Annotated in this window: 13 protein-coding genes; 6 read left to right on the top strand and 7 right to left on the bottom strand. The window is 60.0% G+C overall.

Annotated elements, in window-relative coordinates; genetic code table 11:
• Positions 1-19: 19 nt before the first annotated feature.
• Complete coding sequence (locus HNR38_RS09700) at positions 20-1,807, bottom strand: ABC transporter ATP-binding protein (protein WP_183702937.1); 1,788 nt, start codon at positions 1,805-1,807, stop codon at positions 20-22.
• Between the two features lie 82 nt (positions 1,808-1,889).
• Positions 1,890-2,342, bottom strand: a complete 453-nt coding sequence (locus tag HNR38_RS09695) for a YaiI/YqxD family protein (protein WP_183702934.1) — start codon at positions 2,340-2,342, stop codon at positions 1,890-1,892.
• A gap of 301 nt (positions 2,343-2,643) precedes the next feature.
• Here HNR38_RS09695 and HNR38_RS09690 point away from each other — a divergent pair, with 301 nt between their 5' ends.
• From HNR38_RS09690 to HNR38_RS09670, 5 genes are all read left to right on the top strand, one after another.
• Positions 2,644-2,982 carry a zinc ribbon domain-containing protein YjdM gene (locus HNR38_RS09690; protein WP_183702931.1) on the top strand — a complete coding sequence of 113 codons (339 nt, stop codon included), beginning with the start codon at positions 2,644-2,646 and terminating at the stop codon, positions 2,980-2,982.
• Positions 2,983-3,255: 273 nt separating this feature from the next.
• Positions 3,256-4,341 (top strand): pyruvate dehydrogenase (acetyl-transferring) E1 component subunit alpha, encoded by a 1,086-nt coding sequence (pdhA, locus tag HNR38_RS09685; protein WP_183702928.1) that lies wholly within the window; start codon positions 3,256-3,258, stop codon positions 4,339-4,341.
• Positions 4,331-5,323, top strand: a complete 993-nt coding sequence (locus HNR38_RS09680) for an alpha-ketoacid dehydrogenase subunit beta (RefSeq protein ID WP_183702925.1) — start codon at positions 4,331-4,333, stop codon at positions 5,321-5,323. The genes pdhA and HNR38_RS09680 overlap by 11 nt, the downstream gene beginning before the upstream one ends.
• 9 nt (positions 5,324-5,332) lie before the next feature.
• Entirely contained in the window at positions 5,333-6,454 is a 1,122-nt protein-coding gene (locus HNR38_RS09675) for a dihydrolipoamide acetyltransferase family protein (protein ID WP_183702922.1), read from the top strand.
• A gap of 91 nt (positions 6,455-6,545) precedes the next feature.
• Complete coding sequence (locus tag HNR38_RS09670) at positions 6,546-7,052, top strand: copper chaperone PCu(A)C (RefSeq protein WP_183702919.1); 507 nt, start codon at positions 6,546-6,548, stop codon at positions 7,050-7,052.
• Positions 7,053-7,116: 64 nt separating this feature from the next.
• On the opposite strand, the gene HNR38_RS09665 is transcribed toward HNR38_RS09670, so the two are convergent.
• The 5 genes from HNR38_RS09665 to HNR38_RS09645 are packed head-to-tail and all read right to left on the bottom strand — an operon-like array spanning position 7,117 to position 13,106.
• On the bottom strand, positions 7,117-7,449 hold the full coding sequence (locus tag HNR38_RS09665; RefSeq protein WP_183702916.1) for a hypothetical protein: 333 nt from the start codon (positions 7,447-7,449) through the stop codon (positions 7,117-7,119).
• A 3-nt stretch (positions 7,450-7,452) separates the two neighbouring features.
• Positions 7,453-8,106, bottom strand: a complete 654-nt coding sequence (locus tag HNR38_RS09660; RefSeq protein ID WP_183702913.1) for a response regulator transcription factor — start codon at positions 8,104-8,106, stop codon at positions 7,453-7,455.
• Positions 8,103-9,536, bottom strand: coding sequence for an HlyD family type I secretion periplasmic adaptor subunit (locus HNR38_RS09655; RefSeq protein WP_183702910.1), 1,434 nt, complete (start codon positions 9,534-9,536; stop codon positions 8,103-8,105). Before HNR38_RS09655 ends, HNR38_RS09660 begins: the two co-directional genes overlap by 4 nt.
• Entirely contained in the window at positions 9,533-11,686 is a 2,154-nt protein-coding gene (locus tag HNR38_RS09650; RefSeq protein WP_343068277.1) for a type I secretion system permease/ATPase, read from the bottom strand. Before HNR38_RS09650 ends, HNR38_RS09655 begins: the two co-directional genes overlap by 4 nt.
• A 49-nt stretch (positions 11,687-11,735) precedes the next feature.
• Positions 11,736-13,106 (bottom strand): TolC family outer membrane protein, encoded by a 1,371-nt coding sequence (locus HNR38_RS09645; RefSeq protein ID WP_183702907.1) that lies wholly within the window; start codon positions 13,104-13,106, stop codon positions 11,736-11,738.
• A gap of 143 nt (positions 13,107-13,249) precedes the next feature.
• Between HNR38_RS09645 and HNR38_RS09640 the strand changes: the two genes are divergently transcribed.
• On the top strand, positions 13,250-14,470 hold a 1,221-nt coding region (locus HNR38_RS09640; RefSeq protein WP_183702904.1), incomplete at its 3' end, for a retention module-containing protein.

Below are 14,470 nucleotides of genomic sequence, written 5' to 3'. Positions count from 1 at the left end.
TTGCAGGCGATCTGAATCCTCAGGCCTGTCCCGTCTGCACCCGCCACTGGGCGGCGTAGGCGCCGTCCTGTTCGAGCAGTTGGCTGTGGCTTCCCTGCTCAACCACCGAACCGTCGGCGACAACCGCGATGGTGTCGGCATCGACAATGGTGGACAGCCGATGAGCGATCATGATCACGGTCCGGTTGTGGCCGATGCGGCGCAGGGAGCGCTGGATAGCGGCTTCGGTTTCGTTGTCGACGGCACTGGTAGCCTCATCCAGGACCAGAATGGGTGGGTCCTTGAGCAGCGCGCGGGCCAGTGACAGGCGCTGTCGCTGGCCGCCGGACAGGCGCACGCCACGTTCGCCCACGGCGGTGTCAAGCCCGTCAGGCAGGTTGCTGATAAATGACCAGGCCTCGGCGGTCCGGGCGGCCTCGATGATCTGTTCATCGGTGGCCTGCGGGTTGCCGTAGGCCAGGTTGTCCCGGATGCTGCCATCAAACAGGTAGACGTCCTGGCTGACCAGGCCAATGGCATCTCTCAGGGATTTCAGGCTGACCTCGCGGATGGGCTGGCCATCGATGCGGATCTGTCCCTGTTCCGGGTCGTAGAAGCGCAGCATCAGTTTGACCAGGGTGGATTTGCCCGATCCTGTTGCCCCAACCAGCGCCAGGGTGTTGCCAGCCGGGACGTCGAGATTGATGTCCCGGACACCGGCACCGCTGCTGCCATACCGGAAGTGGAGGTTGTCGAATTCAACCCGGCCCTGAACCGGCTGTGCCAGTGCTTTCCCGGCCTGATCGTGGACATGGACCGGTTCGGCCAGCAGGTCGAGGATCCGGCGGGTACTGGCCATGGCCCGTTCAAACAGGTCGATGACTTCCGCCATGCCCGTGAGTGGCCAGAGCAGGCGCTGGGTCAGGAAGACCAGTACACCATAGGCGCCGACATTCAGGGACCCTTCCAGGGCCATCATGCCACCCACGGTGAAGGTGGCCAGAAAACCGGCCAGAATGGCCATGCGGATGATGGGGATAAAGGCAGAGCTGATGCGAATGGCCTGGCGATTGGCTTCCACATAGGCTTCGCTCGCCTGTTTCAGACGTTCCGCCTCCCGCTTCTCGGCGGTAAAGCTCTTGATGGTGGCAATACCACCGAGATTGTTGGCCAGCCGGCTGGAGAGATCGCCCACTTTCTGGCGGACATCGGCGTACAGGGGGCCTGCCTTGCGTTGGAAGTAGAACGCGCCCCAGATGATCAGGGGGATCGGTGTGAAGGCCAGCAGGGCGACCAGAGGCGAAAGCACAAAGAACACCGCGCCCACGGCGACGACGGTTACCGCCACCTGGATCATGGCGTTGGCGCCGCCATCCAGGAAGCGTTCAAGCTGGTTGACGTCGTCATTCATGGTGGCCACCAGCTGGCCCGAGCTGGTGGCTTCGAAGAAGCTCATGTCCAGTCGCTGGGCATGCTCGTAGGCATCCTGGCGGAGATCGGACTGCAGGCGTTGGGCCAGGTTGCGCCACAGCACCTGAAACAGGTACTCGAACAGGGATTCCCCGGCCCAGATAAAGAAGGTGAGGGCGGCCAGCACGGTGATCTGTTCCTGGGCGGTCTCGAAGCCAAGACTGGCAACAAAGCTCTCTTCCTGGTTGACGACCACATCAATCGCCACGCCGATCAGGATTTCCGGAGCGATATCAAAGAGTTTATTGATGATTGAACAGGTGGTGGCGGTGATAATCCGGCGGCGGTAGCCGCGGGCGTAGCGAAGCAGTCGGCCCAGGGCGGCAAAGCTGCTGTCGTGCTGGCGGTGTGAAGTCATGATCCGCTTCCTTTTACTGGGCTCTTTGGGTCAAGGCCGGCAAGGGTAGCGGATTCCGGAAATATTTAAAACTGAATCATTATCACTTGCGGGCGTTTCGCTGTAACCAGCGATCAAGCTGGTCCGCAAATTCCTTGCGATCCCCCTGGCTGAAGGGCGCCGGGCCGCCGGTGACCTGGCCCGCATTGCGCATTTCCTCCATGAAATTTCTCATGGCCAGGCGCTGGCGGATGTTGTCCGGGGTAAAGGCCTGGCCGCGGGGATTAAACACATCCGCCCCTTTTTCGATGGCTTCGGCGGCCAGGGGAATGTCCTGGGTGATGACCAGGTCGCCTTTGGTCATCTGGTCCATGATTTCGTTGTCAGCCACGTCAAAGCCATGGGCCACCTGCCGGCGTTTGATAAACGGGCTGGGGGGCAGGCTGATTGCGTGATTGGCGATGAAGGTGGTCTGGATCTGCCAGCGGGTGGCCGCGCGGCAGAGGATTTCCCGGATGGGGACGGGGCAGGCGTCGGCGTCGACCCAGATTGGCATTTGGGGGTTCCTTCGGTTCGTTTTCGTGCTTTGGAGTTTAACCGATGCCGGCGGCGACCGCTTTCCGGATTTCCCGGTTCGGTGGTTGGCAGGTACGGGTACGGCTTCCAAAAACCGCTACGAGCACGTCCATGTGCGCTTATTTCGGGCCATCCCTGGCCCTCAATATTTTTGGAAGCCGTACCCGTACCTGCGCCATGCCAGCAAGTGAAATGCCTCGAACATCCAGTGAGCGGCGTTGAGAAATCTGCACTCAGGAAGTGGTATAATCCAGTTCTCATTCAGTTAACAGGAAATGATAATGTCCCAGCTCCCACCTTGCCCCCAATGTAACTCTGAATACACCTACGAAGACGGTGTCCAGCTTGTGTGCCCCGAATGTGGCCATGAATGGAGCGAAGCCGAACAGGCCGAGGCGGAGTCCGGCAAGGTGGTGCGTGATGCCAATGGCAACGAACTGGCGGATGGCGACACGGTCACTGTGATCAAAGACCTGAAGGTGAAAGGCTCGAGTTCCGTGGTGAAGGTGGGTACCAAGGTGAAGAACATCCGGCTGGTGGACGGCGACCACGACATCGACTGCAAAATCGATGGTGTCGGCGCCATGAAACTGAAGTCGGAGTTTGTGAAAAAAGCCTGACCGGGCCCCGGACTCGGGCCAGGGCGCGTCCCTGGTCCGGTCTGACTGGCTCTTCCCCTCGTAAGCGATTCCCTGCCGCGTTCATTGATCATCCTTGCCGTATCGTCTAAACAGTAAACAGAGAGCTTTCGTGCCTCGATGACTATCCCAGCGACGCGAGATCCGTGTCCGAAACAACAAGAACACTGCCCTAAAAGGGCCCCGCGACTGCCACAAGCGGTGCGGTAGGCTCCGGACGTCTTCACCGGAAGACGCAAGGGTAAGGAGGATAGGATGAGAAAACGCCACGAATTTCACGTGGACAGTACCCGCTATCTGGATGATAACGGCAGCCCCCTGGGCGAGCTTCCCTCACAGGCCGCAGAGACCGAAAGGGTCCTGGCCGCCTACCGCAACATGGTGCTGACCCGCACCTTTGACGCCAAAGCCATCGCCCTGCAACGAACCGGAAAATGCGGTACCTACCCCTCGGTGCTCGGTCACGAGGTAGTGGGCACAGCCATTGGTCAGGCCATGATGGCCACTGATGTGTTCGTACCCTACTACCGGGACCAGGCCACCCACATTCTGCGCGGTGTCCGGCTGGAGGATATGCTGCTTTACTGGGGCGGCGATGAGCGAGGAAGCGTCTGGCCTGCCTGTCCGGAAGACCTGCCCATTGCCGTTCCCATTGCCACCCAGTGCTGCCACGCGGTGGGTGTGGCGTCGGCCATGCGGGTGCGTGCCGAAAACCGGGCGGTGGTGTGCTGTGTGGGCGACGGGGGAACGTCCAAGGGCGACTTCCTGGAGAGTATCAACCTGGCGGGGGCCTGGCATCTGCCGGTGGTCTTCGTTGCCATCAATAACCAGTGGGCGATCTCCACACCGCGCGGTCTGCAGAGTGGCGCCGAAACCATTGCCCAGAAAGCGATCGGTGCCGGTATTCCCGGCCATGTCGTGGATGGCAACGACTACTTTGCCACGGTGGAAGCGCTGGATACGGCTCTGGAGCGTGCCCATGGCGGCAAGGGGGCCACGTTGATCGAGGCGGTGACCTATCGTTTGGGGGATCACACCACGGCCGATGACGCCACCCGTTACCGCAGCGCGGAAGAACTGAAGCATGCCTGGGAGAAAGACGGCATCAAGCGGCTGCAGAACTGGCTCCACGACCATGGCCATTGGCGACCCGATCAGGAAAAAGCATTGCAGGAAGAGTGTCGTGAAACGGTGGATGCCGCTGTTCAGGCCTATCTTTCGACGGAATCCGAGCCTCCGACCGCGATGCTGGATTATCTGTTTGAAACCCTGCCCGATGCACTGAAAGAACAGCGGGAACGGCTGGCCCAGCGGTCAACGGAGGTGCGTCATGACGGATAATACCCTCCGGAAAGTGACTCTGGTCGAAGCGATCAATATGGCGCTGCACTGGGAAATGGCCCATGACGACAGCGTGGTGGTGCTGGGTGAAGACATCGCCACCAACGGCGGCGTCTTCCGGGCGACAGTGGGGCTCAAGGAAACCTTCGGGTTCCGGCGGGTGATGGACACGCCACTGGCGGAGAATCTGATCGCCGGCACGGCGGTGGGGATGGCGACCCAGGGGTTGAAGCCGGTGGCGGAGTTCCAGTTTCTTGGATTCATCTATGCCGGCATGGAGCATATCGTCAGCCACGCCTCGCGGATGCGTAACCGGACGCGAGGCCGCCTGCACTGCCCGCTGGTTTATCGCGCCCCCTTCGGCGGTGGCATTCATGCGCCCGAACATCACTCGGAGAGTACCGAGGCCCTGTTCGCCCATGTGCCCGGCCTGCGCGTGGTGATTCCGAGCTCCCCGCAACGGGCTTATGGCCTGTTGCTGGCGGCAATCCGTAACCCGGATCCGGTGGTCTTTCTCGAACCCAAACGGTTATATCGGGCGGTCACCCAGAGTGTGGCTGATGACGGCCAGGCGCTGCCTTTGGATACCTGTTTCACCCTGCTGGAAGGAGAGGACGTCACGCTGATTACCTGGGGGCCCTGTGTTCAGGAGACCCTGCAGGCGGCGGAGCAACTGGCCGAGCAGGGCGTTGGCTGTGAGGTGATCGACGTGGCGACGGTGGCGCCGTTGGACCGGGAAACGCTGCTGTGTTCGGTGGCGAAAACCGGCCGTGCGGTGATTGTGCACGAAGCCTGCCGTAACGGTGGCGTCGGGGCGGAAATTGCCGCCTCGCTGGCGGAACGAGCGTTTCTGGATCTGCAGGCCCCGGTCGTGCGGGTAAGCGGTTACGACACGGTGATGCCCTATTACCGTAATGAGGCGTTCTATCTGCCCCGGGTGGAGGACATTGTTTCAGCCGTTGAACAGGTGATTTCACTGTAGGAGCTGACCATGAAGAATTTCAGATTACCGGATCTGGGCGAAGGGCTGCCGGAAGCGGAAATTGTCGAGTGGCAGGTGGCTGTGGGAGATCAGGTGGCGGCGGACCAGGTACTGGTCAGTGTGGAAACCGCCAAGGCCATTGTTGAAGTGCCGTCGCCCCAGGCGGGGATCATCGCCAAATTGTACGGCCAGCCTGGCGACATCATTCACACGGGCGAGCCGCTGCTGGCGTTTGAAGGCGAGGACGAGGATTCGGGAACCGTTGTCGGTAAGCTTAAAGCCTCGGCCGCAAATGGTGATTCTTCTGTTGCTGAGGATTCGTTCATCGTGGGGGCCGCTGCTTCCAGTCGTCGCGCCCGGTCAAACCGGGCCACGCCCGGGGTTCGCGCACTGGCTGAACGTCTGGGCGTCAGTCTTGAGCAGATCAGTGGCAGCGGTCCCGGTGGCCTGATCACCAACGACGATGTGCATCAGCAGGCCAGTCATCAGAGGCAGTTGGGGGATGCCGAGCCTCTGCGGGGCACCCGCCGTACCATGGCCAAAAACATGGCCCTGTCTCATGCCGAGGTGGTGCCGGTGTCCATTTTCGAGGATGTGGATATTGGCGACTGGAAACCGGGCACCGATATCACCATGGGCCTGGTTCAGGCGATCGGCGCGGCCTGTAAGGCCGAGCCTGTGCTTAATTGCTGGTTTGATGGTGACAACCTGTCCCGTCGATTGCTCAGTGAAGTTCATGTGGGGATTGCGGTTGATACCCCGGAAGGATTGTTTGTGCCGGTGCTGCGTGACATTACCCACCGCAAACTGAAGGACCTTCGACAGGGCCTGGAAAACCTTCGGGAGGCTGTGGCCACGCGCAAGATTCCGCCGTCTGAAATGCAGGGGGCGACCATCACGCTCTCCAACTTCGGGACCATGACGGGGCAATACGCCAACCCCATTGTCACGCCGCCTCAGGTGGCGATTATCGGGGCCGGCAGAGCGCGGGACAAAGTCGTACCGGTGAATGGCGAGCCCGCGGTTCGGCGGATTCTGCCCTTGTCCCTGACGTTCGATCACCGGGCGGCTACCGGAGGTGAGGCATCGCGTTTTCTCGGCGCCCTGGTTAGTGCTCTTGGCAAGAGCTAGGCCTGTTGCGACTATCGGTCGCAATCATCCGCTTTGAAGTTGCCACGTACCTGGCTTAAGTTACCGCCATCAATGGAACAGGACGTATTCTATGAAATTACCTTTTATTGCGATGGCACTGGCGGCCCTGATTGCTGCGCCGCTGGCCTGGAGTCACGACTACCACATGGCCGATCTGATGATCGATCATCCCTGGAGCCGGCCGACGCCTCCGGGTACGCCGATGGGCGTGGGTTATATGGCAATCACCAACAATGCAGACAGCAAGGCCACGTTGGTGGGGGCCAGCAGCCCCCGGGCCGGCCACGTTTCCCTGCACCAGACCATTATGGATGATGGGGTAATGCGCATGCAGCCGTTGGACAACGGGCTGGAGATTGCACCTGGCCAGACGGTGAAGCTTGAGCCTAACGGTTATCATCTGATGCTGGAAAAACTGGCTTCACCCTTGAAAGCCGGGGAGCGGGTTCCGGTCACCCTTCGGTTCCGGAAGCGGGACCCGATCAACATCGAACTGTCGGTGCAGTCGCTGGATGATGCGCCCGGAATGATGAAAGAAAACGGAGCCATGGGCCATTCCGGCCATTCCATGGAGTGAACCTTCCTTCGTTCATTGGGCCGGGCGTCGGCTTATTCGTTTGACGCCTGCGGCCCGGGGGGCGTCACGGCCAGGGCATGTCGTCCGGATTGTCGTCCAACAGGTCCAGACTGTTTTGGTTGCTACGAAGGGCTTTGCGGGAGTTGAGTTTCTGGCGGACTTGCAGCGGTAGCTCGGTGTATTGGAACACCCCTTTGGCGGTAAGAATGTCCACCAGATCCTCGATAACCCGTATCAGCTCGGCGTCGGACTTTCGGAACAGGTTTTCCGGATCGTCCTCCGATGAAAGGAAAGCCAGCAGTTCTTCGTTGTCTGTGGGCAACTGTTCATCAAAGCCGCTTTGTTCAACTTTGCTGACGGCGATGATCCGGCCCTGACTGTCACGCTTGATGAACACGGGTCAGCCCCCTCCTGTCACGCTTTCGGCAAGTTCGAGTTTACCGTTCATGTAGAGCATCAGTTGTACACGATCCCGGATGCCGAGTTTACTGAACACCCGGCTGAGGTGTTCCTTCACGGTACGCTCGGTGATGCCGAGGTTACGCGCAATCACTTTGTTGGCGTTTCCGCTTTTGACCTCCTGACACACTTCCCGTTCGCGGGGGGTCAGCCGATCCAGTTCGTCGGTTGCGATGTCAGTATGGCTGTCGGGCGTGCCACTGAGCAGCCCGTCAAAGGTGCCAATCATCTGAAGCATCATGGTTTCGGGCAGCCAGTAGCCCCCGGCCTGGACCGCCGTGGTCACCTGGTCAAGCAGGGGAGCACCGGCAAGGGCATGGATGTAGGCCCGGGCGCCCAGAGCAAAGGCTTCCCTCGCTTCCTGCGGGGTCGGGGCCATGGCCATGACCACAACACCGGCACTGCCGGTGCTCTGGATGTCCTGCAGAACCTGCCGCCAGTCCTTCACGGCCGTGCACAGCCAGATCAGCGTTGCTCCCCGCGTATAGTCGGCGACCGGTTCCGCGCCCAGTTGGATAACCGAGTCGAAATACCCCGGCCAGGCGGGTGCCGTAAACGTCGGGCTGGTCAACACTCGATGATGATCAAGGCTCATCTTTCCCTCATAGCCTCACTCGTGGCCCGGAGAACCGGCTTGAGCAGATACTCCAGAACGGTTTTTTGTCCGGTAATGATGTCAACCTGGGCGGTCATGCCCGGAATAATGGCCAGGTCATTGGTGGACTCATGGCTCTGGGTTTTCAGCCTCACCAGATAGAAGGTGTTGTTCTCTTCGTCGGTGATGGTATCGGCACTGATGTGTTCAACTTCAGCATCCAGGCCGCCGAAGATGTTGAAGTCGTAGGCTGTCAGCTTGATGGTCGCCGGCAGGCCCGGACGAAGGAAGGCGATGTCCACTGGCGATACGCGGGCTTCGACGATGAGCTGGTCTTCCACCGGGACAATCTCAATCAGTTCCCGCCCCGGCAGTACCACGCCGCCCACAGTATTGGTGTGTATCCGTTTGACGATGCCGTTGACCGGCGATTTGATCTGGGTTTGCTGGACCCGGTCGGCCAGGCCGGCCTCTTCCTGCTGCAGTGAGCTCAGTCGCACCTGGACCTCCGCCAGTTCACTGCGCCACCGGTTCTGGAATGTCAGGGTGGCTTCCTGAATCCGGTTTTCGATTTCACGTATGGCGGCCTGGGCGCGTTCAATAGCAGCTTGTGCCCGCTTGAAGTCCCCTTCGGCCTGGGAAATCTCCCGCTCCAGCCGGAGCACTTCCACTTCGGAGACAGCGCCGGATTTCAGAAGCGGGCGGGTTGCCTCCAGTTCCTGTTGTGCAAGATCCCGGACCTTGCGGGACTGGCGCAGGGTGGCCTGGGCTTCGAGCAGGTCCTGGCGGCGCTGGATTTTCTGTTCTTCCAGGGAGCCTAGTTGCTGGTCCAGTTCGGCCAGGTTACTGGTATACAGTGCCCTCTGATCGCTGATCAGTTGTGGCGCTGATGACTTCAGTTCGCTGCTGAATTCCGGCGGCTCACGGTTGATCTGGGCCCGAAGCCTGACGGTTTCGGCACGAAGGTTCAGGATCCGGGCCTGCAGCTCACCGACATCGGCCAGGGATCGGGTCTGGTCCAGGGTCATCAGTATCTGGCCCTGCTCAACCCGTTGGCCTTCCCGGATATCGATCGTTTTGACGATGCCGCCATCCAGACTTTGCAGGACTTTGAGCTGGGATGAGGGAATCACGCGGCCCTGGCCGCGGGTCACCTCATCAAGCGGGGCGAAATACGCCCAGACAATCAGTGCCAAAATGGTGAACGCCGCCATGTAAAGCAGTCCGCGGGCTTTCAGTGGCTCCTGCTGGAGCTCGGCCCAGGATGCGTCTTCTTCCCAGTTGGTGAGCTTTGGTTGTGAGGTCCAGCGATTGAACAGCCGGGTGAACACCGACGTACTGTGGGTCACCCGGTCAGAGAAAGTGCCGACGGACTCGAAGCGGCGCTGTTCCCGGGTTTTCTTCAACCGTTTGTCGGCAGGGTCTGTCATAGCCTGCCTCCCGAAACCCGGCCGCTTCGAAGGGCTTCGACGACTTCGTTCTTGGGTCCATCTGCCACGATCTGGCCGTTGTCCACGACAATAATACGCGTGGCCAGTTCCAGCAGCAGTGATCGGTGGGTGATCATCACCATGGTCCGGTCCTGTCCCACACGCTTGAGATTCCTGCACAGGCTGGATTCTGCGGAGTGATCCAGTGACCCGGTGGGCTCATCCAGCACCATCATTGCCGGGTCACTCACCAGGGCCCGGGCAACAGCAACCGTCTGCCGCTGTCCCCCGGACAGCCCCTGACCGTTTTCCCCGATCATCAGGTCAAAACCGGCCGGGTGCTGACTGACCAGAGCGTCCAGACCACTGAGTTCGGCGGCCTTGAGCAACTGGTCACTGCTGGCAGCCTCATTCCCCAGCAGGACGTTGTTCTTGAGCGAGCCGTACATCAGGTTGATGTCCTGGGGCACATAGCCGATCTGGTTGCGCAGGAAGGCCGGGTCCAGTTGCCGGCTATCGACGTCGTCGTAGAGAATGGAGCCGGTTTCCGGCGCGAACAGTCCCAGCATCAGGCGCTGTATGGTGGTTTTGCCGGAGCCGTTTTTGCCCAGGATAACCACATGTTCGCCGGGCTGGATGACAAAACTGGCATTGGACAGGGCGTAACGCTCGTCTTCCGGATACCGGAAGCTGACATTGCGGAACTCAATCTTGCCACGCAGGGCTGGCCGGGTGACCCATTCCCGACCCTCCGGGCGTTCCTGCGGCAGGTCCATAAGGTTGTCCAGATTTTCCATGGAGGTGGCCGAGTTGTGGTACTGGGCCAGCAGGCCGGCGGTCTGGCTGATCGGGGCCATGACGCGGGATGACAGCAGATAGGCGGCAATCAGTCCGCCCTGGCTGAGGTCACCTTCGATCAACAGGTAAACGCCGAGGATGATGATGGACATGGCTACCGTCTGTTGTACCAGGGTTGCGCCCTGAGTGACGGAGCCGGAGAACAGACGCATGGCGGCGCTCTGTTTGGAAACCTGCAATGAGCTGTTTTCAAAACTTTTCTGGATACCGCTTTCGCCATTGAAGCTTTTCACGGTTTCCAGGTTGTTGATACCTTCCACCAGTACCGCATTGCGCTGGGCGCTGGCTTTCATGGATTCATCAGACATGGTCTTGAGCTGGCGCTGGACCGCTACGCCGTAGGCCAGGATCAGCAAGGCCCCGATCAGGATCGGAAACACCAGTGGCCAGCCGATCCAGGCAATGATGATCATGAACAGGATGCTGAAGGGCAGGTCGACCAGGGCGAGAATGGTCAGCGAGGAGATAAAACCGCGGACGCTCTCGAAACTCTGGATATTGGTGGCAAAGGCACCGGTTGAGGCCGGCTTGTGGGCCAGGTTCAGTCCGAGCACGTGGTGCATGATCCGGGCGGAGACCTCGACATCCGTGCGCAGTGCTGCCAGGTCGACAAACCAGGTTCGCATCAGCCGCAGGCCGAAATCGGCCAGCAGGACCACCAGCAACCCGGCGCCCAGCACCCAGAGTGTGCTGGTGGCGTGGTTGGGCACCACCCGGTCATAGACGTTCATGACGAACAGGGGCATGCCCAGGGCCAGAATATTGATCAGCAGTGACGCGGTGATGACATCCCGGTACAGGCGACGGCTCTTCGAGAGCACGCTCCAGAACCAGTGGCCGGTTAATGATCGGTCCACAATGTGCGCGCGTTTTTCGGTCCGGAACGACGGCTTGCAGTAGGCCGCATGGCCGAGGTAGTGCTGCTCGAGTTTTTCGGTGGCAACCGTGGTTTCCGCATCCGGGAGTTCCGGATAGATCACCCGGGCCTGGTTGTCCTCGTCAAAGCCGGTCAGGACGCAGGCTTTCTGGCCTTTCATCAGAAGGATGGCGGGTAATAGATGACGATTGATGCCGTGAAGAGGTGTACGGGTCTGATTGCAGCTCAAACCGAGTCTCGATGCGGCCCGTTCCATATTGGAAGGCGAAAGGTGGCCATTGGCCAGTGGTAAACCGCTGGTCAGATGTTCGGGGGTACTGGAAAGCTGGTAGTGCCTGCCGACAATCAGAAGGCAGTCTACCAATGGGTCGGACTTGACTGTGATATTGCTTACCTCGGGTTGGCCCTGTTTCACCGGCGCCTGGTGCTCCGAGCGGCCGGTGAATCTGATGGTTGCACGTTACTCAGTAGTCGCGAAAGCCCGGGGTGCCACTGGGGCAGGCATTTTCGCCCTCAATGAATAGTGGATCCGCGCCCAGCTTGTTAAGGGTCGGAATTCCCTCCGGCATGACGCCTACTGTGGCCAGCCAGTCGCCGGTGGCCGCCAGTGTTCGGGCAACGGCAATCTTCTTGTCGTGGACGGCGTTCACATAAGCGATGCTGGCCTGGAAGGCTTCATTTTCTGCGTCCAGAACATCAAGGAGTGTCCGGTTACCGATATCAAACTGATCACGGTACGCTGCCACAACCCGTTCGGATGACAGGCGGTGCTGGTTCAGGTTCGGCAACTGGCTGTTAATCGACTGGATATCCTCGTAGGCAACCTGGATGTTCTGGCGAAGGACGCGGCATTCCTGATCTCTCTGGTTTTTCGCCACGTTGACCTGCTGATAGGCTTCCCGGACCACTGCCTGATCCTGTCCGCCCCGGTAGAGGTTGTAGCGGACCTCCAGCCCGATGCGGGCGTCGGACTGGCTGTTGTCCCGGCCAATATCGTCGTAGGTCTGGGTGTTGTAGCTGGCGGTCAGATTCAGACGCGGCTTCATGGCGGACTTGCGGTAGTCCACGGTGGATTCGGCGGCCCGGATGTTCCGGACGGCGGCATGAAAAGCGGGGTTGTTTTCGTAGGCGCGGTAAAGGATGCCGTCCAGGGAATTGGGGAGCGCGGACTCATCCAGAGCGAAGGGCTCCAGCTCGTTTGCCGGCAGGTGCCCGACAATTCTCAGGTAGCGGCTTTTGACATCGTGCAGGTTCGCCTGTTCGGTGATCAGGTTCGCTTTCGCCAGCGCCAGACGGCCACTGATCTGTTCCAGATCTGCCGCCCGACCGATGCCGGCGGATACAGTTTCAATGATCTTGTCGTAAACCTCCTCGTGCCTGGCCAGATTTTCCTCGGCGAGATCAACGAGTTCACGGCGACGGATCACGTCGGTGTAGGCCTGGTAGGCCTCAAGCGCAGTCTGTTGCACACTGCTGAGCAGTTCGTGGTATCGAACCAGTTCGAGCCCGGAGAAACGCTGGACGTCATTCCGGGTCTCGAACCCATCATAGAGTTGTTGCACGAGGCTGATGCTGGCATCCGCACCATCGTAATTCTCACGGCCATCGGCGTCCTGCCAGTCATAGCCGTACCGGGCACTGACATCGACGGTCGGCCGGTAACCGGATTCGGCGGCCCTGACATCCTGTCCGGAAGCCAGGAACTGGTGCCAGCTTGCCTGAACCTCCGGGTTCCCCTCCACCGCTTCCCGGACCGTTTGCTGTAGTGATCCGTCTGCAAAAGCGGAATTGCTTGCAATGAGCAAACAAGCGGTGACGAGAGTAGGTTTCATCATGTTAGAGCCTTTCCGGGGTTGGCAGTGTGTCTGCAGTGACAATGTATAGGGGCAGTACTGTACGCCAGTCCAATAGCCACGATGGGCATAATAAGCTTGAATGCTATTTGTAAGAAAGTGTAACAAGTTAAATGGTGTAAAATATGGCCAATGCCCGCATCCAGATCATTAATGCCGAAGGTTCCGTCACGCTCGTGAGTGCCGAAGGGGAGCAGTCCCTCGCCTCGGGAGACGTTGTTCAGATTGATGGTCAGGAAGCCAGGATCGTCACCGGAGAGAACGGTCAGGTGACGCTGCTTCTGAATGGAGACCCTCTGGAGCTTGGGCCAGATGTCGCCCTGAGTCTTCCGGAAGGCGAAGAAGTAGAAGGGGATGCGGGGAGCCAGTTTTTTGCGGCGGAATCCACCGACGCCGTGGTTGATGCCCTGTCTTCAGATCAGGACCTTCTCGATGTGCTGGAAGCGCCTGCGGCAGGGACCGCTGGCGGTGCAGCAGGAGGGGGGCATGACTTTGTCCGGCTGCTGCGGGTTTCTGAAATTGCGCAGACTGGCAGTCCCGATTTTGCCCAGCAATTCGGTTTTGCTGACCCCGCAGGGATTCCCCCTGCAGGCGCTGCCGGTTCAGATAGTGCCACTGGCGGAGCCAGCCAGGGCGGGACAGCCATTGATCCGGGAGGTTCCGCAGACACCACACCCCCGACCCTGACGCTGGATGTTCCGGGTCCCACCAATGACACCACACCAACGATTAATGGTACGTCCGATGAAATCGGCGGCACCGTGACAGTCGTGATCACCGATGCCAATGGCCAAACCCAGGAGCTTGAAGCGACCGTTGATGCCGACGGCAATTGGAGCGTTGATGCCGATGATCTGCCGGAAGGCGGCTACGACGTGGATGCCAGCATCACCGATGCGGCCGGTAACGAGGCCACTGCAAGCGGTACAGGTACTGTGGACACCACAGCACCCGGAGAGTCCGGCGGCAGTGACGGCAACGCCATTGAGTTTGATGACGCCGATGGCGAGATCAACGCGACAGAACAGAGCAACGTCACCTTTACCGGTGCGGTGGAAGATGGCGCCACTGTCAACGGCATCGTGATCACCGATGGCCAGGGTGGCAGTGTGACGGTAGACCCGTCTGATATCAGCGTAGGCAATGATGGCACGGTTACTGTGTCCGGCCAGGACCTCAGTGGCCTGACCGACGGCGAACTGACCGTGACCATGACCGTGACAGACGCGGCTGGTAACCAGGGGCAGGTAGATGACACCGCGACGCTGGATGCGACCGCGGGCGATCTGAGCGTCAGCGGCACCGTGGATAACGCGGCGCAAACCGTGGACATCAGCGGTAGCAGC

This window comes from Marinobacter oulmenensis (assembly GCF_014201735.1).
Taxonomy (GTDB): Bacteria; Pseudomonadota; Gammaproteobacteria; order Pseudomonadales; family Oleiphilaceae; genus Marinobacter; species Marinobacter oulmenensis.
Note: the sequence above shows the minus strand (reverse complement) of the source record. Positions and strands in the feature narration are given on the sequence as shown.